The organism is Apilactobacillus xinyiensis (assembly GCF_019656235.1).
GTDB classification, from domain to species: Bacteria; Bacillota; Bacilli; order Lactobacillales; family Lactobacillaceae; genus Apilactobacillus; species Apilactobacillus xinyiensis.
In genome coordinates this window covers 1-25,784 of the sequence record NZ_BPLL01000026.1, presented here as the reverse complement: position 1 = coordinate 25,784, position 25,784 = coordinate 1, and the positions used below count along the sequence as shown (strand labels likewise).

Here is a 25,784-nt window from a genome sequence, read left to right as displayed (position 1 = left end):
TTGAATATCGAAATCATTCCATGAAATTAAATATTTAATTTAGTAATAATTGTCTAACTTTTTTAAGGCACTTCATTCATGGCTAACCTTTTTTATTTAAATAAACTCATGAAATACACATCATGATATTTTCCATTTACGAAATAGTGTTTTTTCAACGTTCCTTCAGTATTGAATCCCATCTTTTTATAAACTTTAATTGCAGGTTTATTTTCAATATCTACATACAGATATATTTTTTGTAAGTTGATAGTGCCAAAGCCATATTCAATGCATTTGTTAAATGCTTTTTGAGCTAGCTTAAGTCCTCTAAAATCCTTATCCACAATAATTTGAATTTCAGCATGTCTATGAATATTATCAATGTCTACTAATTCTACGATTCCTGCAAAATGTCCATCATATTCAATTGCAAAGTGCCTTTGATGGTCATTTACAATTTGTTTTTCATAGTATTGTTCCAGTTCTATAAAAGATAAGTAGGGTTCTCTAAACCAATACGACATATTAAACTCATCGTTCATTAATTGATAAACTTGCGTTAAATCTTTCTTTTCTAAAATTCTTAATTTAAAAGACATATTAGACTCCTTTTTAGATGATTATAGTTAATTAATCACAAAATAAAAAGTCAAATCATAATCTTTTATAATAATTTTATTATTATTTTAATAAAAAATTATAAAAGATAAGTTATTATTTAAATATAAATATATTTAAGGGAGGCATCTTCATACAGTGAATGAAGGTCCAAAAAATAGGTTAAGAAATCAGCCTATTGGTTATAGTCGTTTAGAAAATGAGCGCAGTTTTATTTATAAAAAATTAAAAAGAGATTTTAGCATTAATTTAAATAAATTTGCGATTGCTAGTGGAGTTGTTTTTATCAATGGGTTAATAAACTTACATGCTAATGCAGATCAATTTTATCAAGCATTTTTATCTTCGCTAATCTTATTAATTGCATATCAAGTGAATGATTTTTATTTTTTATTAAAACAAATTAAAGAATATGCCGATAAATATACACTTAAAGGAATGTATGTAAAACTAAGTCGATTGTCATTATTATTAACAGTGATGTTTAGTTCATTGTTAGTTTTTTATCAAACCTGGGATTTTCTAACCCTATGTTTTATAATAGCTATTTTCATTTATGTAGGAACGCTAGGTTATTGTATAACTAAAATAAATCATTCGAATTAAATTTTTGGTTGTACTATACTGTTATGGAAGACAAATGAAAAGAGTGATAATTAATGACTTCAGTAATGTGGTTTCGTCGAGACTTTCGATTAGAAGACAATGTTGCTTTATATCATGCAATAAAAAATAACGAAAAGATTTTACCGATTTTTCATATAAATCCTAGTCAATTAAATGCTTTTTCAACAGTTAATCAAGATGCTTTTTTTGCTAGCTTATTGCATTTTAAGAAGTTTTTATCTGATAAGGGAATTCATTTAAACATTTTGTATGGTGATATTAAAGATTGTTTTAAACAACTTAAACAAATGATTCCAGATTGGAATAATATTTATTTTAATTTTGACGAGCGTGGATATGGCCGCAAACGTGATCAAGAAATGGTTAACTTTTTTGAAAAAGATCTTCAAATCGATGCACATCCATATCTAGATTACACTTTGCATAGTGCTAGTGAAGTTAAAAAACCTGATGGTCAGGCCTATAAAATGTTTACTCCATATTTCAAAAAATGGATAACACTCAAAAAAGCAACACCATTAAATTATAGTGTTGATAAAAGTCAATTTGTTGATAAAAATTATTTTAATAACAATGATGAAAAACTGAATAATTTAGTCAGTGAAAATTCAATCGTGAACCATATGTCTTTTGGGACAGACTGTGCCAAAAAAATGTTGCATGATTTTATTCAAAATGGCTTATCTGATTATGATAAACAACGTGATATTCCTTCAGTCAATGGAACTAGTCGTTTATCTAGATTTTTAAGAACTGGCGAAATTTCCATTCGAATGATTTGGCAAGCCATTTTAGAACAACCCGATAGTGATGGCAGAACTACCTTTATGAAAGAACTTTGTTGGCGTGATTTTTATAATATGATTTATGCTATTTATCCTAATCAAGACAAGATGGCAATTAAACCTGAATTTCAAAATGTTAAGTGGTTAAATAACCAAAATCAATTTGATGCTTGGAAAAAAGGTGAAACCGGATTTCCAATCGTAGATGCTGCAATGCGTCAATTGAACCAAACGGGTTGGATGCATAATCGATTACGCATGATAGTGGCTTCTTTCTTGACCAAAGATTTATTAATTGACTGGCGTTGGGGTGAAAAATATTTTCATGAACGCTTAATTGATTATGACACATCAAGTAATATCGGTGGTTGGCAATGGGCTGCTTCTACAGGTACTGATAGTGTTCCATACTTTAGAATTTTTAATCCTACTTTACAATCAGAAAAATTTGATCCACAAGGTAAATTCATTAAACAATACGTTCCAGAATTATCAAATGTTCCAGTTGAATTTATACATGAACCTAATAAAAATGGATATCTTGATGCACATAAAATTAATTATCCAAAGCCAATTGTTAATCATAAAGAGGCTAGAAAACTCGCAATTGAAACTTATAAAAATAGTAAAAGCGAATAGGAGGAATCAAAATGAGTAAGAGTACATTATATCAATATGGAACTTTAGCCTTATTAGTACCAGGACTTTTTAAGGGGACTAAAAGCATTGGAAGTTTACTATCGCATGGTGATACTGGCATTGGAACTGGTGATGGTCTAGATGGTGAACTAGTAGTTTTAGATGGTCAACCATATCAAATTGATGGAAGTGGTAATGTAAATAAATTATCAGAAGATTTTATGGTTCCATTTGCTGATGTTCATTTTGCTGACTATAAAGACTTATTTGAACTAAAAGATTTTATAAATCCAAAAAAGTTGGAAGAGGCTGTGCTATCGAAATTGAACTATAATAATATCTTCTTTTCATTTCGTTTGCATGGAAATTTTGATAAGATTGTTACTCGTTCAGTTGATAAACAAACCGAACCATATCCTAAGTTAGTTGAGTGTGCTGATAAGCAAAATGAATTTCATGGTAAAAATAAAGTGGGAACATTAATTGGTTATTATGCTCCTCAAATTTTTAATGGTCCCGCAGTTGGTGGATTTCATTTACACTTTTTAGCTGATGACTTATCCATAGGTGGTCACGTTTTAGATTTTAAAGTTAACAATGGGATGGTTAAAGTTCAACCATTTAATAATTTAGAACAAGTATTTCCAACCGATAGTAAAGAATTTATGCAACATGATTTTTCTAAAGATGATATAAACGGTGCAATTTCTAAAGCTGAATAATAAAAGAGGCAATGCTTCTAAAGCATTGCCTCTTTTATGTATTTATACAAATTTTTTAATTTTTTGAGTTAAAATAATAGAAATGAATAATTTAATAGTATCACCAGGAATAAAAATTAAATTAGACAATACAGCTATTTTTATCTGCATACCACTTTGTAAAGATAAGCCTATTGATCCAATTAAATCAACTACTAAAATTAACAGCCATATTATTAAGTAATACAGTAATTTATTAGGCATTTTTTTAGCCAGATTATTTAATATAAATATTATTAATGGAGTAAATAACCAACCTATTAGATATCCTGCGGTAGGGCCTACAAAAACAGCCATTCCACCATTTCCACCTGTTAAAATGGGCATTCCGAGTGCAACTAATAATAAGAAAATGGCAACACTAATAGTTCCTTTTTTAGGTCCTAATAAAAAGCCAGCTAACATAATTCCCATGTTTTGTAACACAATAGGGACTGGAATTATTCCTAATGGAATTGCTGGAATTAATCCTAGTACTATTATTACAGCAATAGTTAACGCAATTTGAGTTAAATCTTTTGTTTTCAAAACGATACTCCTCGCACATATTTAGTATTTATTATTATAAACAAAAAAGCTATCTTTAAGATAGCTTTTTTAGTTTATTTAAAAGTTACAGGGAACCATTTTTGGTATTTGTTACTGTAAGAATAACCATTTTTAGTTAATTTACTGTTACTGTCCATAATTCTCCATAAAGTACCATCTTTAATTTCAAAGTTCATAGGTAATATAGCTTGTGAATCTTCAGGAGTATTTTGAGAAACAATCATTTTGTCTTGAACGTTTATAGTATTATAAGTTGTAGGTTTATTATTGCCCATGTTTATTTTTTGAGGTTCACCCTTAATCATAATGTAGTAGTAATTATTATCATTTTTTGATTCATTATCATCTTTTTTCACACTAATTTCTTGTCCGCCCTTTAAAACAGGATTATTTTTATCTCCTAAATATGAACCTATAGGGAAAAATGCGGTTACGTATCTATCTGATGGAATATCATCGATATTTGCACGTCTGAAATTGGATACTATTCCACCCTTCGGAGCTTTTTGAATGTATTTCTTCATCCACTTAGTATCTTTTTGCATAGTAACCCAAATTGTGTTTTTATTTTGTTTCAAAGAGTTACTAAATAAAATCCATTCTTTGTTATTGTTACCAACTCTGCGAACATATAAATCAGAATTCTTTTTTATTTTACTAGAACTTAATTTCTTGTTAGTTATAGTATTCTTCTTTATTTGCATTTGTTGAGCATTTACTACTTTATTGGTAGTAACTAGTCTAGTCTGATTCCAATATTTAGATTTGTTATTTGGTAAACCGCTGGCACTTACATTTAAAGCCATAGTTGCTGATAATAATACAGCTGAACCAATACTTAACATATTTTTTTTAAATTTCAATTTATACACCTCTAACAAAATTATTTTTCTTCATTCTAACGCAAATATCATATTATTACTAATAATGACATTTAAACTTGCTTTTATATAACAATTCTTTAGTATATACGTATAAATGTTTTGAAATATTTTAGGAGGTGATAATAATATCATTGAAAAAAGTGCATTTGCTAATGATTTTTTTAGTTTCGACCATTATGTTTATTTTAGGTTTTAATGGTTTTGTTAGCCATGCTGATAATACAAATCCCATACCTACTAAAGAATACGTAGTAAATGATTATGTTAACGTTTTATCAAATCAGACTAAAGAGCAAATTATTCAACAAGAAAAGCAATATCAAAAAACCGATTCTAAACCACAAATTGTAGTTATGACTATTAAATCAACTAATGGCCAAAGTATTGATGACTACGCTAATGATTTGTTACAACATGATAGATGGCATTTTGGTAAAAAAGGCTTAGATAATGGAGTATTAATCCTTTTTGCTCAAAATAATGGTAATAACAACGTTAGAATTAGTACTGGCTATGGAGTGGAAGACATATTAACTGATGCTCAATCTAATGACATCTTGATGAAAAATAAGTTTTTGCTAAAATCAAGCAAAAAGTCTAACATAGATGAAGGAATTAGAAATGTTTTTAATCAAGTATCTAAAATTATAAGTAAACGTTATGCTAATAAGTCTTTACAACAAATAAAAAAGGAACAGACAGAAAAACAAAAAAACGATTATGTAATTTTGTTTTTAGCTTTGATAACAATTGCTATAATTATTTTTATTATAATTAAACTTTCTAAAAATAATAATCATCATAACGGTTCTGGACCATCTGGTGGAAATAGCGGTTGGTTATTGCCCTTTTTGATTGGCACAAGCAGTGGTCACAACAGTAGTAGTGATTTTGGCGGATTTGGCAGTAGTGGGGGCTTTAGCGACTCTGGTGGCGGAGGTGACTTTGGTGGTGGTGGTTCTTCAATTTAATTGAATTACCTAATTTAAAAGCAGAAGAAGTGTTTATTTTGATGAAGTTGAAATTAATATTTCAAATAATTTTTTTCACCTGTGTAGGAATTAAATTTTATTTTAAATATAGAAATTCTATAAAAAAAGATGATTCTAAAAATATTGTTAACGGTTTTACAATTGATTTAGATGGTTATAGGCTTAATCTAAATAGGATGCTTAATTTTTGCTGTAATTATAAATATTTAGGTGATTCATCTGATTTATTAATTAATGGGAACTACCTTAATCGCTACAGTTTAGTTAATGATGATTATGATTTGGATGACTTAGATAAAGAAGATTCAAAACGCAGACACGATGTTTTAGAAGAAGAGTATGATCAGTATTTAATAAACATGAGTAAAAGAAATAATCAATTGGCTCGAATAGATTATTTACAAAATCAAATGAATTTAAATAGTGATTCAGCAAATTTTAATTCTCAAAAGCATATTTCAGATTTATCAGTCCCTAATAATGTTAATTATTATGGTGGTTTAGATAATCGAAATTATCTAAACCGCGATGATTTGGATACCGATGATTTGGATGATGACTGGGAGAGAGAGTACGATAAGAAAGAACATGAAGCTTTAGAAGAAGAATATGATCAATATATAATTGATTCTGACAAAGAATATTATGATGATAATAATGACGAAGATTATTAAAAATAGGAGGCATTATGCAAAATACTGGAATACCATTTTATAAAAAACGTTCATTTATAAGTTTAGTGATAGCAGCTTTAGTTATCATTTTTATTGGTGGGGGCTTTATAAAGACATCAAATGGTTTAGCAACTAAACAACAGGACGTTGAAGCTCAATTGGGTCAAGTTCAGACTGTTTTACAAAGAAGAGCTGATTTAATTCCAAACTTAGTAAATGCGGTCAAAGGTCAACAAAAGCAGGAAAAAGAAGTGTATGGTGAAATTAGTAAAGCTAGAACTGAGTATTATAATTCACAAAAAAAATATAATAGCTCCAATAACACTAATGATAAGGTAAACGCATTAGATGAGCAGTCTAAATCATTGAATGTTTTAGTTGGTTCAATAAAAGAAGCTTATCCTAATCTAACTTCTAGCAACACGATGCACGATTTAATTGTGCAAATGGAGGGAACTGAAAATAGAATTTCAGTTGAACGTAATAAATACAACCGTGTCGCTAGAGAGTATAATAATAAAATAGTTAAATTTCCAGGTTCTTTAGTTGCTGGAATGACTGGTCATAGTAAAATAAACTACTTCAGTGCTGACGTAAATGCTCAAAATGCACCATCAGTAAAATTTTAGTTAGAGAGGCGAATTTTTTGAAGAAATTTAATGTTTACAAGTCTAACAATAAATTTGTTGAACGAATATTCCTAGCATCTGCAATTATATTGTTTGCTACTTATTTTTTTTCTAAAGCTAACTCAACTTTTTTGTGTTTTTCTATTATATTTTTATCGTTGACTTTATTGAGTTGGCTTAGAAATTGTTTTTTGAGAAACAGACTGTTTAAAGAATTTATAGATAGTATAGAATTGTTTGATAATAGTAAAATATTAGATTTAGGTAGTGGTAACGGAGATGTTATAATTAGACTGGCATCTAGACTTACAATGTTTTCTAACGTATCTATCTTTGCAGTTGAAGATATATATCAAACAGATAATGATTTTATGTACAATGCTTTAAACAATAGAGTTAGATATAGAATTGAGTTATCACATAAAGATATACGAAAACTGGACTATGATGAAGAATCTTTTGATATTATAACAGCTTCTAATAATGAAAATAGCTTATTAAATAGTCACAAGAAGTCGGATTATAAATCTATCTGCAAAGAAATTAATCGTCTTTTAAAACCTGGTGGTATAGCATATATATTTAATAATAAATATACATCTAAAAAAATGGCTAATGAATTCATAAATCAAGATAATAAAGTTTTCTTTTATGATTATAAATTTCAACCTTTATATGGTGTTAAAATATTTTCAGTTGAAAAAAAGAATTCAGAGTAATCATTACTCTGAATTCTTTTTTTATTTTAATTTTATAGAATATTTTTCTTGATTTGATTATTGTTTTTATAGTTCTTTTTTACTCGACTTAATGTTTCGGCATTAAATAACCTGATTGGCAGATAGGTTAATGGGAATAGCAATACAATAATTGCTAAGGCTCCTAACTGTCCAGGTAATATTTGACTGATTGACGCAATTAAAGCGACACCAACGCCTACCCATACAATATACATTAAAACAATCAATAGATTTTTGATCATACCAATCATGTTACTCATCTCCTATTTCATTTTCTGCCCTAATTCTGCCACCTGTTATTTTAAAAGTCAATCATTTTATGAAAAAAATTCACAATTTTTTTAACTTTGTAATATTTGTAATTAAAGTATAGAGTATGGTTGTTGTATCTTTATTATATTAAGCATTAGGGGGATAATCATGAAAATCGTTTTAGCACCCGATTCTTTTAAGGGAAGTCTGTCATCCAAGGAAGTTTGTGATTGTATGAGCATTGGTATAAAAAAAGCTTTACCTACAGCAAAAATAGTAAAAGCGCCAATGGCAGATGGTGGTGATGGTACTTTAGAAACTTTAATTAATCTGTATGAAGGTTACTACGTTACTTGTAATGTATTAGACCCGTTAGGAAATGAAATTATAGCCAAATATGGTTTGATTAAAAATAATCAGATAGCAGTTATTGCTATGTCAGAAGCTAGTGGGATTGATTTAATTAGTAAAAAGCAGTTAAATCCAATTAAAGCTACTAGTTATGGGACAGGTCAGTTAATATTAGATGCGATTAATAAAGGCGTTAAACACATATACATTGGCTTAGGTGGGTCAGCAACTAATGATGGTGGTCAAGGAATGGCCAAAGCTTTAGGAGTTTCTTTTATAGATGTTAAGGGAAATGAAATTGGTTTAGGAAATGGTAATTTATCTAACTTAAAACATATTAGCTTACATTCTTTGAATAAAAAATTAGCTAACGTAAAATTTACAATTTTGTCAGATGTGCAAAATCCGTTAACTGGACCCAAGGGAGCTTCAGAAATATTTGGCCCTCAAAAGGGGGCTAATCATGATTCAATTAAAATTTTAGATAATAATTTAAAAATTATGGCCCAAACTATTCATAATGATTTAGATATTGATGTGGATTCAATGTCGGGTGCTGGAGCTGCTGGAGGCATGGGAGCTGCTTTGATAGCTTTTACAAATAGTACGTTTGTTTCTGGAGCCGACTTTATTATGCAGAAATATAATCTAAAAGAACATTTCAAGGATTGTGACTATGTATTTACTGGTGAAGGAAGTATTGATGCTCAAAGTAGATTTGGTAAAGTTACTGGTAAAATTACTGATTTAGCTAAGACATTAAATCCTAATTGTAAAGTAATTGGTTTAGGCGGAATAGTATCTGAAAATATCAAAATTTTAAATATGGATGCTGCTTTTTCAATAACTAATGGTGCGATGTCTTTAGAAGATTCCATAAAGGCAGCCCATAATTTGACTATAGATTTAAGCGAAAATATTATGCGTTTAATAAAATAAATACCGCCAAAATAGACGGTATTTATTTCGTGCTATATAGATTTAAAATTACAACCCCAACTATTATTAATGTTAAACCAACAATAGTAGATATGTTTATCGCTTCTTTATATAGGATAACCGCAACTACTGTAGAAAGTAGTAATCCAATACCACTCCATGTAGCGTAGGCAATGTTTAGCGGAACCTTGATCATAGCTATCGATAAGCAGTAAAAGCAAACCGCAAATGATAATAACGAACCAATCGTGGGCAAGAGTTTACTAAACCCCATGGATATTTTTAACAGGTTGGTTCCAACTAGCTCACCTAAAATGGCTAGCAGTAAAAAAACATAGTAATACATTTAAACCTCCTACTTATAAAAAAGTTAACTATATTGATAATAACATTTAGCAAGTAGAAATGTTTAGTAAAACAAGTCTAAATGTTTCACTAATAAAAAGTAAGTTGGTATAATTCAGTTAATTAAACAGGGGGTATTCGAATATGAAAAATGATTTTTTAGATATTCAAAAGAAACGTAGAAGTGTTTATGCTTTAGGTAAAAATATTAATCAAAGCAATGGTGAATTGGTTTCATTTATTGAAAATACTATTAAAGAATCACCTTCGGCTTTTAATAGCCAATCTACAAGAGCAGCTATTTTATTTAATGAAAATCATGATAAGCTTTGGGATATTGTGTTAGATAATCTAAAATCACATTTAAAAAGTGACGAAGCTTTTAATAAGACTAAAGCTAAAATTGATTCTTTCAAGGCTGGTTATGCTACAATTTTGTATTTTACTGATAGTGATGTTGTAAAGGGACTAGAAGAACAATTTCCAGCGTATAAAGCTAACTTTTATGACTGGTCAGAACAAGCACAAGGGAACGCTCAGTATGCCGTTTGGACTGGTTTAGCTGATAACGGAATTGGAGCTAATTTACAACACTACAATCCACTAATTGATGAAGACGTTAGAAAAACATTTAATATTCCTGAAAATTGGACTTTACGCGGTGAAATGGTTTTTGGATCTATTGAAAATCCAGCTCAAGCTAAAGATTATATTGATGATGATAACAGATTTAAGGTCTTTGAATAATTTAGAGAAATAAAAAAGACTTCTGTAAATAATTTTATAGAAGTCTTTTTTATTACTTTTTATTATTATATGAATCTTTAATATTTTTATATTTAAGATAGTAATGCCATGGGCGTTTAGCATGATTGGGGAATGATATAATCATTAAGTTATCATGTACATATTGGCCTAAGTAAATTTGAGAAACATCTTTTCCTTCGTCTGCTAACATTTGCTCTAACCATTCTGGAGTTTTACCCATACGCTTTACTACGTCTTCATTAATCGAGCCATCAGTTATTACAGGATAATTAACAGATTCATTTCCAAAAGTGGTGACAGTTAATTGGCCATTTTGTTCTAGGGTTGCAGATTTAACATCTTTAAAGTTACTTATACCTTGTGTTCGTAATTTAAATGTTAAGTCAGAAGCTGAAAGTCCACTTCTTAAGGCAGCGTCTACGTTAATTACCCCATTCTTAATAAGAACTTGAGGACTACCAGTAAAGATTTTTCTAAAAAATGCACTTTGACGATTTAGAATTTTACTACCAAATACTATAATTGACCAAATTAATAATACGATAAAGAACTGTAAGATTGAAACGTCTTGGCTGTAAATCATTCCACCAATAATACCACCTAATACGTAATTTTGTAGTTGATCAATGGCATTAGATGGAGCTAAATTACCTTTACCAGATAGGTTAATTTGTAAAACTAAAACGATAAAACCAATTAGCAGTTTCAAAGCGATATTAAGGTATTGGTAATTACTAATTCTGGATATAATTGATGGGCTCTTTACATAGTTAGTGTCGTTATCAATTAGTCTAATCGGAGTTAGTGTGTAACTATTTAAATCAGCATTTAAATTAACTTCATAGTAATTTTTGTCAACTTTTACAGTCATACCATTAACTAAGTTAGTTGAACTAGTATATATTTTATTAACAGAAACTTTTTTGTTCTTACTGATATCTTGAATCATTTTAACAGTTTGATTATTGCGAGATGATGTGGCCTTTTGATTCATAACATGTCCAAATACCATGCTAATTCCCAATATCGAAATTAAAGTTAAAATAACAAAAAAGTCTCGATATTTAAGATTAGTACGATCACGCATATACTTTAATCCATTAAAAATAATGGTAATACCTAAAATTACTGCGAAAAATAGTAATATATAAGCTATATAGGCATTAGAATTACTAAGATATTCGTACGAATACAAATTCATATTATCACTCCTAAATTATTAACTTACTATAATTGTATCATTTGAATATTTAAATATGTAATAATTTTGACATAAGATAGTCAATATACTGCAATCGTTTTGACCTCTAACGGTAGCATTTAATATTTATAATTACTAACAATAAATATTAAATGATTAGGGGTATGAAGGCTTTGAAAAGAAAATTATTAACTATTTTTTTAACAGCTTTAATGTGTGTTCTATTCATTAAAATTTCTGCTGCTAATGCCGATGAAATTAATTCAGGAAATGACAATTTAAATACTAACTTAACTAGTGAGTTAAATAATGGTAACACTACTGAAAGTAACACTGAAGCAGGTAATAGTTCAACTGATTCTTCTGACAATAATACAAATAGTGAATCAGATAAAAAAAATAATACTCAGTCCGAAAAAAAGAAAAAGAATAATAAGAAATATCAAAAATTATATAAACAGGCTAAAAAAGAATTAGGTAAAAGATATCGTTATGGTGCTACTGGATCTAAAAGTTTTGACTGTTCAGGATTTACTAAATACGTTTATAAAAAAGCTTTGAACAAAAAATTACCTAGAACAGCGGCTCAACAATATAAGCATGCCAAAAAAATTAGTAAATCAGAACGTAAATCAGGTGATTTAGTGTTCTTTGGATCTAGTAAGCATAATATTACGCATGTTGGTTTGTACATTGGTGATGGCAAAATGATAGATGCTCAAAACAGGGGAGTTATAGTAGAAAATGTTAGCGCTCCTTGGTGGAATACCGTTGGATATTCAAGACCTTATAAATTTAACTAAAAGCTCACTTACAGAAGTGAGCTTTTTTTATTTTCGTGTTATTCTTTTGATGATACATAAAAAAATAATATTTATACGAATTTAAATATTAGGAGGAAAATAACATTGAAAAAAATATTAAATGGATTTATTTTATTTTTAGCAACTATTACATTAGTGGGATGCTCTAGTAAGCAAAATGCTAATAAAAATAGTTCTACTAGCGTTAATTTAACTGAATTAAATTATAAGTCTGGCGATAAAGCATACGTTGAATTAAATGGAAATCATTCTAATTTAAAAGCTAGTGATTGGAAATATAATCATGTAGATTATGCCAATTTGGATAATCTTAATCGTACTTCTTCAGCCAATATTGGATATTTAGAGAAACGTAATTTAGCTAATTCAGCATTACGAGCTCGCCAATATGTATATCCAACAGCATGGCATCAAAAAATGATAAATCGTGAAGCAATCATTAATAGAGGACATTTGATTGCATACAGTATTTCTGGTGGCATTAATAGTGATGGCAAGTATCAAAACAGTCATCAAACTGGTGATCAAAATAATCTAAAAAACTTATTTACACAAACGGCTTTTTCTAATCAAAAAGTACAAACTATTTATGAAGCCAAAGTTAGAAATGCACTTCGTGAGAATAAAAAAGTTATTTTTTATGCTAAACCAATTTTCAGAGGAAATGAATTGATGGCTCGTGGAATTCATTTACAAGCATTGTCTACTGATAAAACGCTAGATTTCAATGTATATATATACAATGTTCAACCAGGAATCAGCTTTGACTATGCAACTGGTCGTTCTAGAATTGATCGAAGCATGCAAGTTCCAACACCAGAAGGAGCTCCTAGCTTTAATAATAAAAAATATCATTTAAACAGAAATTACAACCATCACTACACTCATTATCATAAATAAAAGGAGTTATACATGAATAAATTGCCCTTAAAAGTTAAAAAAGTATGGATGCAAAGCGCAATGCTTTCGTTATTAATTTGGATAATTTTGTTATCGGCAATGTTCTTAGTTTCTAAGTATTTTTATAGCATTTCTATTTACATTTTTATGATTGTTATAGGTTTAGCTCTACTAGAGGTCTTAATAGAATATACTTTAATTCCTTATCGATATGCGTTTTATAGTTATAACGTTTCAGAAACCGAAGTAAGAATTAAAAAAGGGTTTATTTTTCGTAGTGAAGTTTCCATTCCAATTGCTAGGGTACAAAACGTCCACCTATCACAGGGACCACTACTTAGAACACAAGGTCTAACCTGTGTTGCAATTGTTACGGCTAGCAACGAACACACAATTGAAGCTTTAACCCAACAAGAAGCTGATGAACTACGTTTAAAAGTTATTAAACTAGCGATGGAGGCAAAAAATGTACGATAGAAGGATAAACTTACTTTCGGTTGTGTTTTATCTTTATAAAACGTTGAAAAACTATTTCTTTGGCTTTATTTTCTTACTAATTTGGAAACCAATGTTAGGTTTAATAGCTTTAATGTCACTAGTAACAATTAGTTTTGTAAAATATTTTACCTATCATTATTCTATTTTAGATGAACAAATTTTAATTAAACATGGAATCTTTTTTAAAAAAGAATTGCATATACCGTACGATAAAATTCAATCGATTCAACATAATCAATGGTTTTTTCTAAAACCATTGAATTTGGAACAGTTGGTAGTCAATACTGCATCACATAGTGATAGTAAATCAAGAATTGATTTACAGTTAGTTAGCATAAAAGTAGGAAAATTTTTAGAAACTAAGCACTTAATAGCTACTGGTGAAAATTCAAAGGAAATTACTAATGATAATCAATTGCATGAACCTTTTTATCAAGCTAGTTCACGATATGTTAATATTTTTGCGGCTACTAATTTTTCACTGTTTTCCACGATTGTTTTAATATTTGTTTTGATAACTAGATTCTTTAATGATAGTAAACGTTTGTTTAATGATGTTAATCAATCATTATCAATGTATTTTGTAATACTTTTATTTATAGCTTTCATATTGATTTTATATGTAATTGATTTTTTAAGAACTAAATTTAAATATCATAATTTTACACTTGATTTAAATAATGATAATTTCAGAATTAGCTTGGGGCTTTTCAAACGTAAAACTGATAAAATACCGATTAATAAAATTCAAAATGTTATTTTTAGTCAGAATATAATCAGAAGATTATTAGGTCTTACCACCGTTAACGTGGATTTGATTAATGAAAAAAGTGATGATGACTTTAAGAACAGCGTTTTGATCCCTTTTATTGATAGTAGTTTAGTTAAATCTAAAGTAGGACGTTTGTTCAGCTATACTAATAAAAATGCCTATAATATATTTAAAAGTTATAAATATGCTTTTTGGTTATTTTTGCGTAATACTTTGTTTTTACCAATTATCCTATGTATCTTGATAATTTTATTTAGGTCTTATTTTTTGGCTTTTAATTTCTTTAGTTACCGTCTTTAGCTTATTGATGGTTATAAATGCATCTATTAAAGCTAAAAATATCGAAGTGGGTTTAATTAGTGCACCACACATAAAAGGTGTAATAACTATAAAAGATGTTCGATTTTTCAACTATTATACTAATTTTATCGTATGGGATAAGATTCAATCTATGGAGATTAGGCAAACTTATTTTATGAAAAAGTACGCCAATATAGCACATTTAGTTATTAATATTAGGATGGGTGAAAACAATAAGGAAATACAATGCCGATACTTAAAATACGATGATGCCCAAAAAATTATGGATTGGTATAAGTTAACCTAGTCAATATATTTTGGATTTATTCGTAAAAATTATATAATTTATGTATTCAAAAGGGGGAAATTAAAAATGAAAATTACTATTACAGATGCAGCAAAGTCTAAAATTAAAAATAAGTTAGATGGGAAATATAAACTATTATTGAATTTTGATGATGGAGTCGGCAATCATTCTGATGTAGGTTCTTGTGCAATAGGAATTTCTTTTGATTTACTAGCAGTAAGTCTTGATGATAATGACCCTGCTTTTGATGAAACCTTAGAATCTGATTTAGGTCCTATTTATATCAAGGGATACAGTAAATCATATCTTGATCAAGGTCTAAAACTAGATGTTACTTACAATGAATTAGTACTTAAAGGTGATGCTGGAATGCTTGATGGAAACGTTGCCTTAAAAGACGAAAGATAAGAAAAAGCACTTATACATTTTATGCATAAGTGCTTTTTCTTATTATTTTAAAAATTCTAAGATTAATTTCGTAAATTCTTTATAGTTTTGAAAAATTCCTCCATGACCGGCATCATCATAGATAACTAGTTTGCTATTTTTTATTTTTTTATTAAGTTTGTAAGAATTAATAATTGGCACCATAATATCTTCTTTTCCGTTCACTATAAGTGTTGGTATGTTTACTTTAGATAAATCATTATCATTGGAATTGCCCTATTTTTTTATTGCCTTAAGCTGGTTCACATAAGCCTTTATTTTAACTCTGGAATCTTTATTTTGTTTTCTTTCTTTTATTCTTTTTAAAAAACTTTTTGCATTTTTTTACCATTTTCATTACTATTTAAAAAATAGATATGTTTTTACATCCTTTAAAGTGAAAACAGCTTTTATTATGTTTTGAAAATTTATTTTAATAATATTATTAATTCCGGATCCACCTTTAGGACCAGTTCCTGCTAATATTAATTTTCTTACAATTTTTTGCTTTCTATTAATAATTTCTTGTGCAATCATGCCACCCATAGAAAAAGATAGTATATCAATTTTATTTACGTTTAAAGCATTGATAAATTCTAAAGCATCGCTTGCCATTTCTCTTCAATAGTGTTCGGAACCTTTCCATTTGATAAGCCAATTCCTAAATTATCAAATGTTATAACCCATCTATATTTAGATATTTCATCTATAATTCTAGGATCCCAGTTGTCTAAATTTCCCGCTAGATGTGTAAAAAATATTATGGGTATACCTGTTTTTCTACCTAATTCTCTGTATGCATATACTTTGTTGCTATTTTTAATAAATTTATTAGGTGCTTCTGTATATTTATAATAATCCATATTTATACCTTCTTAATAAATATTATTTAAAAAGTTATGACAACTTTTCCTCTATGATTTCCAGTTTTTACTTTTTTTAGAGCTTCATTAATATCATCTATGTTCATTTCTGTTGAACATATTTCTGGTTGAATATTGTTTTTTTCTATAATTTTTGTAATTTGTTCTAGCTGACTACCACTACTTTTAACAAATATAAAATGATATTCAACATTTTTTTCTTTAGCTTGTTTATCTAATTTTAATCCTGCCAATTTAAACAACTGTGTTTTAATAACGCCCATATTATTATTTATAGCAAATGATTTATTTGGTCCTGATTTTAGAGATAATAATTTTCCTCCAGACTTAATTATAGATAGTTCTTTTTCAAATTCTTTTTTTCCTATTGTGTCTATTACATAATCTATATTCTGGAGAATTTCCCAATAATTTTGATCTTTATATGATATATATTCATCAGCTCCTAATTTCATAATATTTTCACGCAATTTTGGATTTCCACTTACAATTACTTTTAATCCCATGCTATTTGCTACGGGGACTGCTAGTTGTCCGAATGAACCTGAACCTCCATTTATAAAAATAGTTTTTCCAGTTTTAACTTTTAAAATATCTTTTAGCCCTTGATATGCAGTTAGTCCTGTCAATGCGGATGCAGCTCCACTTTTAAAATCTAAGTTTTTTGGCAATTTTGCTAAAGCACTAGATGGAACGGCTACGTATTCAGCAAAAGCTCCAATTCTATTTAATGGAAGTCTAGTGTATACAAAATCTCCATTTTTAAATTTACTTACTTTATTTCCTACCATTTCAACAATTCCAGAAAGCTCGTTTCCCATGTTTAAAGGCATAGAATAATTTTGAATTAATTTAACACTGCCAGTTCCTATTAGGTTATCTAAAGGATTTACAGCAGCGGCTTTTACTTTTACTAACACTTCTTCATTTTTAATTTTAGGAATAGGTACTTGTCTTATTTTTAATTTGAAATTTTTATTATATTTATCCAATTGTGCTACTTTCATATTGACTCCTTTTGGTAACTTTTTTTAATTTTTGTAACTTTAAAAGCAATGTTATTATATGTGGTTACTTTTGTCAATTTTTGTAACTTAAGAAGTGTTGTGATATTATTTAAAGAAAAAATTATATAAGCTAGATATAGAAGGGTATAAATAATTTTATGTATAAAAAAAATATAGATAGAAACAAAATAATTGACGTTGCTGAAAATCTTGTCGAAAATTTAGACACGTCAGAAATTACTATTTATCAAATATCAAAAGAGCTAGGTGTGACACATTCAGCTATATATAAACATTTTAATAATAAAAAGGATTTGTGGGAGTCTGTTTCAAAACGATGGTTTCACAAAAATATTATAGATAAAATCTTTATTACAAATGATTCTGACGATAGATTAGATATTTTACATGATATATTATGGTCATTTGTTGATTTGAAAAGGCATGCTTACACCAATAACAATAAAATATTTACTTTAAACACTAAATATGTAGAAAACAATCCTTATATTTTAAGGGAGATTTTGACAAGCCTTTATAAAAAAATTAATAAAGTAATGTCTTGGAACGATGATTATATCAAAGCTGAAACTTTGTTATCTGCTTTTACTATATTTACTTTTCCTAGTTTTAAGGAAACTTGGGATTCTCCTGAATTTGAAAAAAGATTTGAAAATATGTGGATTCTGGTGAAAAATGGTATATCTTAATAAAAAAAGTCCTAAGTTATCTAAATAACTTAGGACTTTTTTTATCTAAACCATTGGTTAACTTGACTACGGTTTAAAATTCGATTTAAATCAACGTTACCTTTAATTCCAGAAACTCTACCGTGACTAGTATACTGCCATAAATCAGGGTTTTGAATTGGTTTAGCACTATAATTGGCAATCCATGAACCATCAAACTTAGAGTAATCTATTTTGTGTGATGATACAAAGCTTTGATATGAGTAGTAAATAAATGGTTTATCGGTTAATTTACGCATAGTTTTTAACCAAATATCAACATATTTTTGTTCTTTGGCCTTTGCTTTAGGCATACGTTTTTCGTTATCTAAAACATAGAATTTGGCGTTTTTATTTGAATGCTTAAAAAATGTTTTAGCTTCATTTTCAGCATCTTTTTTACTTGTAAATTCTGCGTAACCATATTGACCAAATGGAACGTTGTTTTCATAGGCACCATTAGCGTTAATATTTCGGTGAGTGTCTAAACGATAATCTTTATCATCTTTTGTACCATGCTGAACTCTGATGATTACATATTTTAAATCTTTAGCTGCTTTCTTCCAATTTATATTTCCCTGATATTGTGAGACGTCAGCTATTTTTTTCCCACTAGCATTAGCTGAAACATTAATTGAAAATACAGCGACTGATAATACAAATATAGAAAACAAAATTTTTCTGATTGATTTCATATTATTCCTCCGATAATAATTATTATGGTTATTCTAACTTATAATTAATACACATTGATTGCATTTAGATTGCAAGTTTGTTAAGAGATATTGCATTGGTAACACCAAACTATTTGTTTGGTTTAAATATAGTATCTTGATAAAATAGCAATCAGTTAAGCTGTTTTGAAAGGAGTAACTTATTAATGAATGTATTTGTAATTGGAGCGCATGGCAAAGTTGGTAAAATTCTAGTAAATGAATTATCTCAAAAAGGTAACGTACAAGTATTTGCTGGATTAAGGACCAAAAGTCAATTTAATGATTATGAAAGCATAGCAAACGTCACTCCGGTTTTGTTTGATTTAACATCTCAAGCTAACGATATGGCGAAGGTACTTAAAGATAACCAAATTGATCAAGTAGTGTTCTCAGCTGGTTCAGGTGGAGATACTGGTGATGATCAGACTTTAGTTATTGATTTAGATGGCGCTATAAAAAGTATGATTGCTACACAAAGTACGGGCATTGATAGATATGTAATGGTTAGTTCAATGGGGAGTGATGACCGTAAAATTTGGGATAATTCCAACCTGCACGGATATTTTATAGCAAAACATTATGCTGATGAATACTTAAAGAATAATACAGATTTGAAATACACAATTTTACGCCCAGCTTCCTTAACAGATAACAATGCTGATGGTAAAGTTGAGCTAAATCCTAACGACCTATATCATCGAACAGTTTCGAGAGCAAATGTGGCTAAATTTATTGTGGCAGTCTTAGATGATGACAAAACTACTAACAAGGAATATGCCTTTAGTGATGGTAATAAATCAATTCAAGACGCCTTTTAATTAACTTGTTTATATTATTTATATATGATAAAGTTATGCGAGTCTTAAAAATTTGAATCAAACCAAAAAGCTCATCCTTGATTTAAACGAAAAGGGATGAACTTTTTAGATTAAAGCTTATTTCAGATGTAAGTGGGGTATTAAATGATAACAGTAAGTAATATGGGATTGCATTTTTCAGGTAAAAAATTATATGAAAATGTTAATTTAAAATTTACACCTGGAAATTGTTATGGTGTAATTGGTGCTAATGGTGCTGGGAAATCCACGTTTTTAAAATTACTAGAAGGTAAAATTGAACCAACTAGTGGAAATATATCAATTGGTAAAAATGAACGAATTTCTAGTTTGAATCAAAATCATTATGGCTTTGAGGATTGTGAAGTTTTAGATACAGTAATTCAAGGTTACGAAAAATTATACAAAGTAATGAAAGAAAAAGATGCTTTGTATGCAAAAGCTGATTTTTCAGATGCCGATGGTGTTAAGGCAGCCGAACTTGAAGGTGAATTTGCTGAAATGGATGGTTGGAATGCAGAAGCTGATGCATCTCAACTATTACAAAATTTAGGCATTCCTGAAAAAATGCATACACAAAAAATGAGTGAACTTAATGAAAGTCAAAAGGTTAAGGTTTTATTAGCACAAGCTTTATTTGGTAAACCAGATATTTTACTACTGGACGAACCAACTAATGGTTTGGACAATAACACGATTGAATGGTTACAAGATTTCTTAGCTAATTATGAAAATACAGCGATTGTTGTATCTCATGACCGTTATTTCTTAAATCAAGTATGTACAATGATGTGTGATGTTGACTTTCAAAAGATTCAAATTTATGTTGGTAACTATGATTTTTGGTTAAAATCTAGTCAACTAGCTACTAAAATGCGTCAAGAATCAAATGCTAAAAAAGAAGATCAAATTAAAGAATTAAAAGAATTTATTGCTAGGTTTAGTGCCAATGCTTCTAAATCTAAGCAGGCTACTTCACGTAAAAAACAATTGGATAAAATTACTTTAGATGACATTAAACCTTCTTCTCGTAAGTATCCATTTATTAAATTTGAGATGGAAAGGGAATTGGGTAACGATTTATTAAGAGTTGATAATGTATCTAAAACCATTGATGGGGTAAAAATATTAGATAATATTACTTTTACTTTACGTCCAGGCGAAAAAACTGCTTTTATTAGTCGTAATGATTTAGCAACTAATACTTTAATGCAAATTATTGCTGGTAAAATGACACCTGATACAGGAACTGTGACTTGGGGTCAAACTACTAAAGTTTCATACATGCCTAAAAACATTAATTCTGATTTTGAAGATGATTCTATGACAATTATTGATTGGCTTAGACAATATGCTTCTAAAGAAGAAAGTGATGATACGTTCTTAAGAGGTTTCTTAGGAAGAATGTTATTCTCTGGAGACAACATTGAAAAACAAATTAAAGTATTATCTGGTGGGGAAAAAGTTAGATGTATGTTATCAAAAATGATGCTACAAAAGGGTAATGTATTACTATTAGATGACCCAACTAACCATTTGGATATGGAATCTATTACTGCTTTGAATGATAGTTTAATTCCGTTTGCAGGTTCAATTGTTTTCACTTCTCATGACCGTCAATTTATCGAAACGATTGCTGATCACATTATCGAAGTATCTAGCAAAGGAATAGTAAGCAGAGCGGAAACTAGTTATGAAGAGTTTTTAAATCATCCAGAAGTTCAAAAACAAGTAAATGCTATCTACTAAAAAGATATTCGAATTTTCGAATATCTTTTTTATTTTAAGCTAACCTTAAGTTATATTGGTTATTCTTCTAACTATAGAAAAAACGACTAGTTTGGGAGGAATACCAATGAAAAAAACAATTCTAACTTTAGGAATTGCTGCAATGTTATCTAGTACAGCTTTTCCATTTATTAATAACGCAGCTTTAACGGCATCTGCTAATAGTGTAGTTAATGTGGGTAATGCCGATTTAAAATATGATATTAAATCATCTAGAAATATGAACTCTATGAAAGTTAAAAGTGGTAATTGGCAACTTTTTAACCAACCATATAATTCATTAGCTTATTCAATAGGCAACACTAAATCTATTAGTGGTAAATTAGTTCAACTTGACCAAGTAGCAACAGCTGGTCAATACACTTATTACCATATTAGTTACAATGGCAAAGATTACGGATGGATTAATTCAGATGGATTAGAATCTACTTCTGAATATGTATTACCTTTTACTTACACTAGCCAACACACTCCATTAGAAGCTGCAAATGCCTGTGAGGTTACTAGTTTAAAAATGGCATTATCAGTTAAAGGAGTTGGTAAAGATGTTAGTCTAAAGACCTTTATTGACAATATGCCAAGAAGTAAGAATAACTATGATGAAGGTTTTGTTGGTAATCCATATAAGGTAAATAATACCAATAAAGACTGGACAATTAATCCAAAACCATTAGCTAAGTATGGTAGGACGTATTATTCAAATGTTTTTGATATTACTGGTTCTTCAAAAGAAGACCTAATTTCTGAAATCAAACGTGGTAATCCATTAGTAATAGCTGGATCTTACCGTATGCAGGGTAAAGCTACTGGTCATATGTTAGCAGTAGTAGGGTATAAAGATGGTTACTTCTTAATGGCTGATCCATCTTCTAGAGAAAATAGTAAAGGATATGTTTTTTGGACTTCAGAAGATAATTTTATGCGCATCTATAATGACTACGGCAAAAAAGCTATTGTAGTTAGATAAAAAAATAAAGCAGGCATTGTTAGTTAAATAACAACGTCTGCTTTATTTTTTACTACTACCAAACACCCATAAATTTAGCTAATCGAGCTCGATTTAAATCTCTTTGAGAAAGTTTGTTAGTCATAGTAGCAATTTTTTCATTATTAGCTCTTAAAGTACGCCATGTGTATTTTAAAGGTAGCTTAGATTGTTCTTGTTCTTCACTAGATTCAGCGAAAACAATGTCATTGGCATAAGGTGTGTGGCCTAATCCCATTGCATGAGCCATTTCATGCATGATAACTCCAGTCCAATATTTATTATCTAATGGACTGTTTGAAGCATTATTAAAGGCTTCTTGTTCTTTACGTTTTGTATTTTTACCATCCAGTAAATCATTAATATCTACTTTGGCACCATTAATTTGATTGATTTGTTTATTATATTTTTCATTATAAAAGTTATTTTTGTTAACTAAAATGGAATTATTAGAGAACATTCCATCCCAATCATTACTATTTCTAGTAACTAGTTCTACTTTTAAAGTTTCATCTTTTACGTTACCTAATTCAAAAATGTTACTACCAAAGGCTTTATTCCAGTTATCGATAGCGTCTTTTAGTGGTGTTTTCAGATGTTCATCATCTGTGTACAAATAAGCATGTCCATTTTCAAAGGCAGGTGAACTACTGTATTTGTTAATGTTAAATTCCTTTGCTAGTAAATCTTTGTACTGAGTATAAGATGATTTACTTAAGTTCAATATTTGTCCTTCTGGCAATAAGTCAGGACATTGATTTATGTAACTCATTAACTGCGATTTAGATTTAATATCTAAATTATTGATTATTTTACTACTATTTTTTTTAGCCTTGTAAACTCTTAAATTTTTTTCACTTGTATAACCCTTTAATTTATAATTTTTTGAATGAATATATATAAATTTTTGGGTAGTTTTTTTATTTTTAATTAAAATATACTTGTTAGAATAAAATTTAGTTTGCTTATATTTATTTAAAGAAAACGATTGCTTCGTTAATTTTTTATTACTGTATACTCTTCCATTGATTGGCTCATAGGTTATTTTTGTACTATTTTTAGTAACTGTTTTTGCATTAGCACTAACATTACTGCTTAATACTAAGGTACTAAATAAAGCTAAGCCTAGTATTTTAATATGTTTTTTCATCAATAAAATCTCTCCAATTTTTTCATTACAATAAAATTGTATAAAATCTTGTTTTTAAAGTAAATCAATAACACTTATTAAACTTAATGCTATAATTATTTACGCACGGTAATTTATTATTTTTTATTGGAAGTGATTAAAATGCTATCTTTAGTTCATTATGTTGGTAATTTTGTAAGTACAGTTGGAATTTTAATTTTACTTTTTACTCTGAGAAAAGATTTTGAAGAACTAAGTTTAATTAAAAAAATTAGTATTTATATTTTGTCAATAGGAATATTGATTCCTTTTGCAATAGAAGTAATATTTGGTTTTATAAATGGCGTGTTTAAATAAAAAAGTTTCGGATAATTTTTCCGAAACTTTTTTATTTATAGTATTGAATCTTACAACTTAAAGGTCTATAATTCTGGCCAACTTGATAGGAAAGGCGGTGGTTAAGTTGATTGATGATGTTTTAGATAAGTTGTTGAGTACTAGTCATCGAAAAGCTCCATTTGAATCGTTATTTTCTCTAAATAGTGATGAAAGAGACTACGTTAAAAGTTTAGATATTGATGTACAAAAAGCTATTATAGAGGCTTTGTTATCACCTAGTGGAAATGATCAGTTGAACAATGTAGACTCTGATTTAATTCAAAAAAATGTTAATTTAGATTCAAAGAACAGTGTAATAAAGCTAAACGGAACTTATTATAACTACAAAATAGTATTGAAATCTTCAAATAATCAGTATCGTATTACCGGAGTAAGTAATAATACTGTGATTTTGGTTCCAGTTGAAGTATTAAAAAAATAAATTGTTGAAGTATTAAAAAAATAAATTATAGAAAAGACTGATTATATGGGCACAATTGTAGGAATTATTTTAGCATTAATAATGGTAGTTATACTTTTTTGGGTTATTTTACATACCGTTATCATAATAAATGAAAGTCAAGGTGAAGTGGGATTAAAAATGCGTCTTGGTAAATATGTCGAAACATTAACCCCAGGTTGGCATTTTGTAATTCCAATTATTTATTCAGTTATTAAAGTTGATACTAGACAAAAACCTTTGAACATAAAAGAACAATCATTAATTACTCGTGATAATGCAACAGTTTTAGCTACTGAACAATTAAAATATCATGTTACTGATGCAGTGGAATATGAATTGAAAAATAGTAATGCTGAACAATCTATGATACAGGATGTACAATCAAGTTTACGTAGTATTATTGGTGGTATGAAATTAAATGATGTATTAGAAGGTTCAGGCAAAATAAATGAACGCTTAGCTAATGATTTAAATGATACAACTGCTAGATATGGAACTCAGGTAGATAACATTGCTATTTCAGGCTTAAAACCAGATCCAGAAATAGAAAAAGCTATGAACCAACAAGCTGCAGCCGAAAGACAACGAGAAGCAGCTATCATGAAATCACAAGGTGAAAAACAAGCTGCACAAAATCAAGCTGATGGAAGAGCTTATGCTTTACGTAAAACAGCCGATGCTGATGCTTATACCATTAGACAAAATGCAGATGCTAAAGCTTATCAAAAAATTCAAGAAGCTAAGGCTACCGCTGAAGCTAACAATACCGTTATTAATGCATTTGGTAATAATGGTTTTACTAACGATAATTATATTGAATTGAAACAAATTCAAGCATATCGTGACATTGCTAACAGTTCAGCTAATACGGTTGTAGTTCCACAAAAAGAAGTGAACACCGCAACTAAGACTGCTGAAGCCATAAAAATTGCTAAAACTGACAATAGTTTCTTTGAGCATTTAAAAGATAGCATTACTAACAATAATGCGAATGCTAAAACTGACAATGATAACTAAAAAGGCGTCCACTTTTGAAGTGCCTTAAAAAAGTTAGACAATTATTACTAAATTAAATATTTAATTTCATGGAATGATTTCGATATTCAA

Annotated in this window: 32 protein-coding genes and 1 pseudogene; 21 read left to right on the top strand and 12 right to left on the bottom strand. The window is 28.8% G+C overall.

Annotation, left to right across the window (positions count from 1 at the left end; translation table 11 throughout):
- Positions 1-92: 92 nt before the first annotated feature.
- A complete protein-coding gene (locus K5Q11_RS06185) occupies positions 93-581 on the bottom strand; it encodes a GNAT family N-acetyltransferase (RefSeq protein WP_220751977.1) in 489 nt (162 codons plus the stop codon).
- Positions 582-738: 157 nt separating this feature from the next.
- On the opposite strand from K5Q11_RS06185, the gene K5Q11_RS06180 reads away from it, so the two are divergent.
- The 3 genes from K5Q11_RS06180 to budA are packed head-to-tail and all read left to right on the top strand — an operon-like array spanning position 739 to position 3,373.
- Positions 739-1,206: a hypothetical protein gene (locus K5Q11_RS06180; RefSeq protein WP_220728245.1), complete on the top strand. Its 468-nt coding sequence runs from the start codon at positions 739-741 to the stop codon at positions 1,204-1,206.
- Between the two features lie 53 nt (positions 1,207-1,259).
- Positions 1,260-2,651: a cryptochrome/photolyase family protein gene (locus K5Q11_RS06175; protein WP_220751975.1), complete on the top strand. Its 1,392-nt coding sequence runs from the start codon at positions 1,260-1,262 to the stop codon at positions 2,649-2,651.
- 11 nt (positions 2,652-2,662) lie between these two features.
- Positions 2,663-3,373: an acetolactate decarboxylase gene (gene budA, locus K5Q11_RS06170; protein ID WP_220751973.1), complete on the top strand. Its 711-nt coding sequence runs from the start codon at positions 2,663-2,665 to the stop codon at positions 3,371-3,373.
- 42 nt (positions 3,374-3,415) lie between these two features.
- On the opposite strand, the gene K5Q11_RS06165 is transcribed toward budA, so the two are convergent.
- Both K5Q11_RS06165 and K5Q11_RS06160 read right to left on the bottom strand, forming a co-directional pair.
- A complete protein-coding gene (locus K5Q11_RS06165) occupies positions 3,416-3,940 on the bottom strand; it encodes a biotin transporter BioY (RefSeq protein WP_220751971.1) in 525 nt (174 codons plus the stop codon).
- A gap of 74 nt (positions 3,941-4,014) precedes the next feature.
- Entirely contained in the window at positions 4,015-4,824 is an 810-nt protein-coding gene (locus tag K5Q11_RS06160) for a hypothetical protein (RefSeq protein WP_220751969.1), read from the bottom strand.
- A 161-nt stretch (positions 4,825-4,985) separates the two neighbouring features.
- On the opposite strand from K5Q11_RS06160, the gene K5Q11_RS06155 reads away from it, so the two are divergent.
- Genes K5Q11_RS06155 through K5Q11_RS06140 form a run of 4 tightly spaced genes read left to right on the top strand, consistent with a single transcriptional unit; the run spans position 4,986 to position 7,859 of the window.
- On the top strand, positions 4,986-5,816 hold the full coding sequence (locus tag K5Q11_RS06155) for a TPM domain-containing protein (protein ID WP_251067925.1): 831 nt from the start codon (positions 4,986-4,988) through the stop codon (positions 5,814-5,816).
- A gap of 41 nt (positions 5,817-5,857) precedes the next feature.
- Positions 5,858-6,511: a hypothetical protein gene (locus K5Q11_RS06150; RefSeq protein ID WP_220751964.1), complete on the top strand. Its 654-nt coding sequence runs from the start codon at positions 5,858-5,860 to the stop codon at positions 6,509-6,511.
- A gap of 14 nt (positions 6,512-6,525) precedes the next feature.
- Entirely contained in the window at positions 6,526-7,140 is a 615-nt protein-coding gene (locus K5Q11_RS06145; RefSeq protein ID WP_220751962.1) for a LemA family protein, read from the top strand.
- Positions 7,141-7,157: 17 nt separating this feature from the next.
- Complete coding sequence (locus K5Q11_RS06140) at positions 7,158-7,859, top strand: class I SAM-dependent methyltransferase (protein ID WP_220751960.1); 702 nt, start codon at positions 7,158-7,160, stop codon at positions 7,857-7,859.
- Between the two features lie 32 nt (positions 7,860-7,891).
- Here the strand turns inward: K5Q11_RS06140 and K5Q11_RS06135 are convergent, their stop codons facing one another.
- Positions 7,892-8,140 carry a hypothetical protein gene (locus tag K5Q11_RS06135; RefSeq protein ID WP_220751958.1) on the bottom strand — a complete coding sequence of 83 codons (249 nt, stop codon included), beginning with the start codon at positions 8,138-8,140 and terminating at the stop codon, positions 7,892-7,894.
- Between the two features lie 160 nt (positions 8,141-8,300).
- On the opposite strand from K5Q11_RS06135, the gene K5Q11_RS06130 reads away from it, so the two are divergent.
- Positions 8,301-9,422: a glycerate kinase family protein gene (locus K5Q11_RS06130; protein ID WP_220751956.1), complete on the top strand. Its 1,122-nt coding sequence runs from the start codon at positions 8,301-8,303 to the stop codon at positions 9,420-9,422.
- 22 nt (positions 9,423-9,444) lie between these two features.
- Here the strand turns inward: K5Q11_RS06130 and K5Q11_RS06125 are convergent, their stop codons facing one another.
- A complete protein-coding gene (locus tag K5Q11_RS06125; RefSeq protein WP_220728444.1) occupies positions 9,445-9,768 on the bottom strand; it encodes a DMT family transporter in 324 nt (107 codons plus the stop codon).
- Positions 9,769-9,911: 143 nt separating this feature from the next.
- On the opposite strand from K5Q11_RS06125, the gene K5Q11_RS06120 reads away from it, so the two are divergent.
- Positions 9,912-10,514, top strand: coding sequence for a nitroreductase family protein (locus K5Q11_RS06120; protein ID WP_220751954.1), 603 nt, complete (start codon positions 9,912-9,914; stop codon positions 10,512-10,514).
- Between the two features lie 52 nt (positions 10,515-10,566).
- On the opposite strand, the gene K5Q11_RS06115 is transcribed toward K5Q11_RS06120, so the two are convergent.
- On the bottom strand, positions 10,567-11,736 hold the full coding sequence (locus K5Q11_RS06115) for a DUF3290 family protein (RefSeq protein WP_248702357.1): 1,170 nt from the start codon (positions 11,734-11,736) through the stop codon (positions 10,567-10,569).
- A gap of 173 nt (positions 11,737-11,909) precedes the next feature.
- Here K5Q11_RS06115 and K5Q11_RS07555 point away from each other — a divergent pair, with 173 nt between their 5' ends.
- From K5Q11_RS07555 to K5Q11_RS06085, 6 genes are all read left to right on the top strand, one after another.
- On the top strand, positions 11,910-12,539 hold the full coding sequence (locus tag K5Q11_RS07555) for a C40 family peptidase (protein ID WP_308442918.1): 630 nt from the start codon (positions 11,910-11,912) through the stop codon (positions 12,537-12,539).
- Between the two features lie 105 nt (positions 12,540-12,644).
- Positions 12,645-13,460 carry a DNA/RNA non-specific endonuclease gene (locus K5Q11_RS06105; RefSeq protein WP_373311502.1) on the top strand — a complete coding sequence of 272 codons (816 nt, stop codon included), beginning with the start codon at positions 12,645-12,647 and terminating at the stop codon, positions 13,458-13,460.
- Positions 13,461-13,472: 12 nt separating this feature from the next.
- Positions 13,473-13,937 (top strand): PH domain-containing protein, encoded by a 465-nt coding sequence (locus tag K5Q11_RS06100; RefSeq protein WP_220751952.1) that lies wholly within the window; start codon positions 13,473-13,475, stop codon positions 13,935-13,937.
- Complete coding sequence (locus tag K5Q11_RS06095; RefSeq protein ID WP_220751950.1) at positions 13,927-15,030, top strand: PH domain-containing protein; 1,104 nt, start codon at positions 13,927-13,929, stop codon at positions 15,028-15,030. The genes K5Q11_RS06100 and K5Q11_RS06095 overlap by 11 nt, the downstream gene beginning before the upstream one ends.
- A gap of 4 nt (positions 15,031-15,034) precedes the next feature.
- Positions 15,035-15,337 (top strand): hypothetical protein, encoded by a 303-nt coding sequence (locus tag K5Q11_RS06090; protein WP_220751948.1) that lies wholly within the window; start codon positions 15,035-15,037, stop codon positions 15,335-15,337.
- A 66-nt stretch (positions 15,338-15,403) separates the two neighbouring features.
- Positions 15,404-15,745, top strand: coding sequence for an iron-sulfur cluster biosynthesis family protein (locus tag K5Q11_RS06085; RefSeq protein WP_220751946.1), 342 nt, complete (start codon positions 15,404-15,406; stop codon positions 15,743-15,745).
- A gap of 42 nt (positions 15,746-15,787) precedes the next feature.
- Here K5Q11_RS06085 and K5Q11_RS07510 read toward each other — a convergent pair whose 3' ends face one another.
- The 4 genes from K5Q11_RS07510 to K5Q11_RS06075 all read right to left on the bottom strand — a co-directional run bounded on the left by K5Q11_RS07510 (position 15,788) and on the right by K5Q11_RS06075 (position 17,654).
- The gene (locus K5Q11_RS07510) at positions 15,788-15,949 is read right to left on the bottom strand and encodes an alpha/beta fold hydrolase (protein ID WP_251067923.1); all 162 of its coding nucleotides are present in this window, start codon (positions 15,947-15,949) and stop codon (positions 15,788-15,790) included.
- A gap of 174 nt (positions 15,950-16,123) precedes the next feature.
- Positions 16,124-16,378, bottom strand: coding sequence for an alpha/beta fold hydrolase (locus tag K5Q11_RS07505; protein ID WP_251067922.1), 255 nt, complete (start codon positions 16,376-16,378; stop codon positions 16,124-16,126).
- Positions 16,360-16,626, bottom strand: a complete 267-nt coding sequence (locus tag K5Q11_RS07500) for an alpha/beta fold hydrolase (RefSeq protein ID WP_251067921.1) — start codon at positions 16,624-16,626, stop codon at positions 16,360-16,362. Before K5Q11_RS07500 ends, K5Q11_RS07505 begins: the two co-directional genes overlap by 19 nt.
- Positions 16,627-16,652: 26 nt before the next feature.
- Entirely contained in the window at positions 16,653-17,654 is a 1,002-nt protein-coding gene (locus tag K5Q11_RS06075) for an NADP-dependent oxidoreductase (protein ID WP_220751944.1), read from the bottom strand.
- Positions 17,655-17,812: 158 nt separating this feature from the next.
- On the opposite strand from K5Q11_RS06075, the gene K5Q11_RS06070 reads away from it, so the two are divergent.
- Positions 17,813-18,364 (top strand): TetR/AcrR family transcriptional regulator, encoded by a 552-nt coding sequence (locus K5Q11_RS06070; RefSeq protein ID WP_220751942.1) that lies wholly within the window; start codon positions 17,813-17,815, stop codon positions 18,362-18,364.
- Between the two features lie 44 nt (positions 18,365-18,408).
- Here K5Q11_RS06070 and K5Q11_RS06065 read toward each other — a convergent pair.
- Positions 18,409-19,077 (bottom strand): annotated as a pseudogene (locus K5Q11_RS06065) (GH25 family lysozyme); the annotation flags it as partial.
- Between the two features lie 185 nt (positions 19,078-19,262).
- Here K5Q11_RS06065 and K5Q11_RS06060 point away from each other — a divergent pair.
- The 3 genes from K5Q11_RS06060 to K5Q11_RS06050 all read left to right on the top strand — a co-directional run bounded on the left by K5Q11_RS06060 (position 19,263) and on the right by K5Q11_RS06050 (position 22,689).
- On the top strand, positions 19,263-19,916 hold the full coding sequence (locus K5Q11_RS06060) for an SDR family oxidoreductase (protein ID WP_220751938.1): 654 nt from the start codon (positions 19,263-19,265) through the stop codon (positions 19,914-19,916).
- Positions 19,917-20,060: 144 nt separating this feature from the next.
- Complete coding sequence (locus K5Q11_RS06055) at positions 20,061-21,683, top strand: ABC-F family ATP-binding cassette domain-containing protein (protein ID WP_220751936.1); 1,623 nt, start codon at positions 20,061-20,063, stop codon at positions 21,681-21,683.
- Between the two features lie 106 nt (positions 21,684-21,789).
- On the top strand, positions 21,790-22,689 hold the full coding sequence (locus K5Q11_RS06050; protein WP_220751934.1) for a C39 family peptidase: 900 nt from the start codon (positions 21,790-21,792) through the stop codon (positions 22,687-22,689).
- 55 nt (positions 22,690-22,744) lie between these two features.
- On the opposite strand, the gene K5Q11_RS06045 is transcribed toward K5Q11_RS06050, so the two are convergent.
- Positions 22,745-23,857: a hypothetical protein gene (locus tag K5Q11_RS06045; protein WP_220751933.1), complete on the bottom strand. Its 1,113-nt coding sequence runs from the start codon at positions 23,855-23,857 to the stop codon at positions 22,745-22,747.
- A gap of 442 nt (positions 23,858-24,299) precedes the next feature.
- Here K5Q11_RS06045 and K5Q11_RS06040 point away from each other — a divergent pair, with 442 nt between their 5' ends.
- Together K5Q11_RS06040 and K5Q11_RS06035 are read left to right on the top strand one after the other, a co-directional pair.
- Complete coding sequence (locus K5Q11_RS06040) at positions 24,300-24,656, top strand: hypothetical protein (protein WP_220751931.1); 357 nt, start codon at positions 24,300-24,302, stop codon at positions 24,654-24,656.
- 45 nt (positions 24,657-24,701) lie between these two features.
- Positions 24,702-25,694 (top strand): SPFH domain-containing protein, encoded by a 993-nt coding sequence (locus K5Q11_RS06035; RefSeq protein WP_220751929.1) that lies wholly within the window; start codon positions 24,702-24,704, stop codon positions 25,692-25,694.
- The last annotated feature ends 90 nt before the right edge of the window (positions 25,695-25,784 follow it).

Bases quoted from the DNA above. Each gene is read 5' to 3' on its own strand.
- K5Q11_RS06185 (WP_220751977.1), bottom strand. From the start codon at position 581: ATGTCTTTTAAATTAAGAATTTTAGAAAAGAAAGATTTAACGCAAGTT.
- K5Q11_RS06175 (WP_220751975.1), top strand. From the start codon at position 1,260: ATGACTTCAGTAATGTGGTTTCGTCGAGACTTTCGATTAGAAGACAAT.
- budA (WP_220751973.1), top strand. From the start codon at position 2,663: ATGAGTAAGAGTACATTATATCAATATGGAACTTTAGCCTTATTAGTA.
- K5Q11_RS06150 (WP_220751964.1), top strand. From the start codon at position 5,858: ATGAAGTTGAAATTAATATTTCAAATAATTTTTTTCACCTGTGTAGGA.
- K5Q11_RS06145 (WP_220751962.1), top strand. From the start codon at position 6,526: ATGCAAAATACTGGAATACCATTTTATAAAAAACGTTCATTTATAAGT.
- K5Q11_RS06135 (WP_220751958.1), bottom strand. From the start codon at position 8,140: ATGAGTAACATGATTGGTATGATCAAAAATCTATTGATTGTTTTAATG.
- K5Q11_RS06130 (WP_220751956.1), top strand. From the start codon at position 8,301: ATGAAAATCGTTTTAGCACCCGATTCTTTTAAGGGAAGTCTGTCATCC.
- K5Q11_RS06125 (WP_220728444.1), bottom strand. From the start codon at position 9,768: ATGTATTACTATGTTTTTTTACTGCTAGCCATTTTAGGTGAGCTAGTT.
- K5Q11_RS06120 (WP_220751954.1), top strand. From the start codon at position 9,912: ATGAAAAATGATTTTTTAGATATTCAAAAGAAACGTAGAAGTGTTTAT.
- K5Q11_RS06115 (WP_248702357.1), bottom strand. From the start codon at position 11,736: ATGAATTTGTATTCGTACGAATATCTTAGTAATTCTAATGCCTATATA.
- K5Q11_RS06100 (WP_220751952.1), top strand. From the start codon at position 13,473: ATGAATAAATTGCCCTTAAAAGTTAAAAAAGTATGGATGCAAAGCGCA.
- K5Q11_RS06095 (WP_220751950.1), top strand. From the start codon at position 13,927: ATGTACGATAGAAGGATAAACTTACTTTCGGTTGTGTTTTATCTTTAT.
- K5Q11_RS06085 (WP_220751946.1), top strand. From the start codon at position 15,404: ATGAAAATTACTATTACAGATGCAGCAAAGTCTAAAATTAAAAATAAG.
- K5Q11_RS07505 (WP_251067922.1), bottom strand. From the start codon at position 16,378: ATGGCAAGCGATGCTTTAGAATTTATCAATGCTTTAAACGTAAATAAA.
- K5Q11_RS07500 (WP_251067921.1), bottom strand. From the start codon at position 16,626: ATGGATTATTATAAATATACAGAAGCACCTAATAAATTTATTAAAAAT.
- K5Q11_RS06075 (WP_220751944.1), bottom strand. From the start codon at position 17,654: ATGAAAGTAGCACAATTGGATAAATATAATAAAAATTTCAAATTAAAA.
- K5Q11_RS06070 (WP_220751942.1), top strand. From the start codon at position 17,813: ATGTATAAAAAAAATATAGATAGAAACAAAATAATTGACGTTGCTGAA.
- K5Q11_RS06060 (WP_220751938.1), top strand. From the start codon at position 19,263: ATGAATGTATTTGTAATTGGAGCGCATGGCAAAGTTGGTAAAATTCTA.
- K5Q11_RS06055 (WP_220751936.1), top strand. From the start codon at position 20,061: ATGATAACAGTAAGTAATATGGGATTGCATTTTTCAGGTAAAAAATTA.
- K5Q11_RS06050 (WP_220751934.1), top strand. From the start codon at position 21,790: ATGAAAAAAACAATTCTAACTTTAGGAATTGCTGCAATGTTATCTAGT.
- K5Q11_RS06045 (WP_220751933.1), bottom strand. From the start codon at position 23,857: ATGAAAAAACATATTAAAATACTAGGCTTAGCTTTATTTAGTACCTTA.
- K5Q11_RS06035 (WP_220751929.1), top strand. From the start codon at position 24,702: ATGGGCACAATTGTAGGAATTATTTTAGCATTAATAATGGTAGTTATA.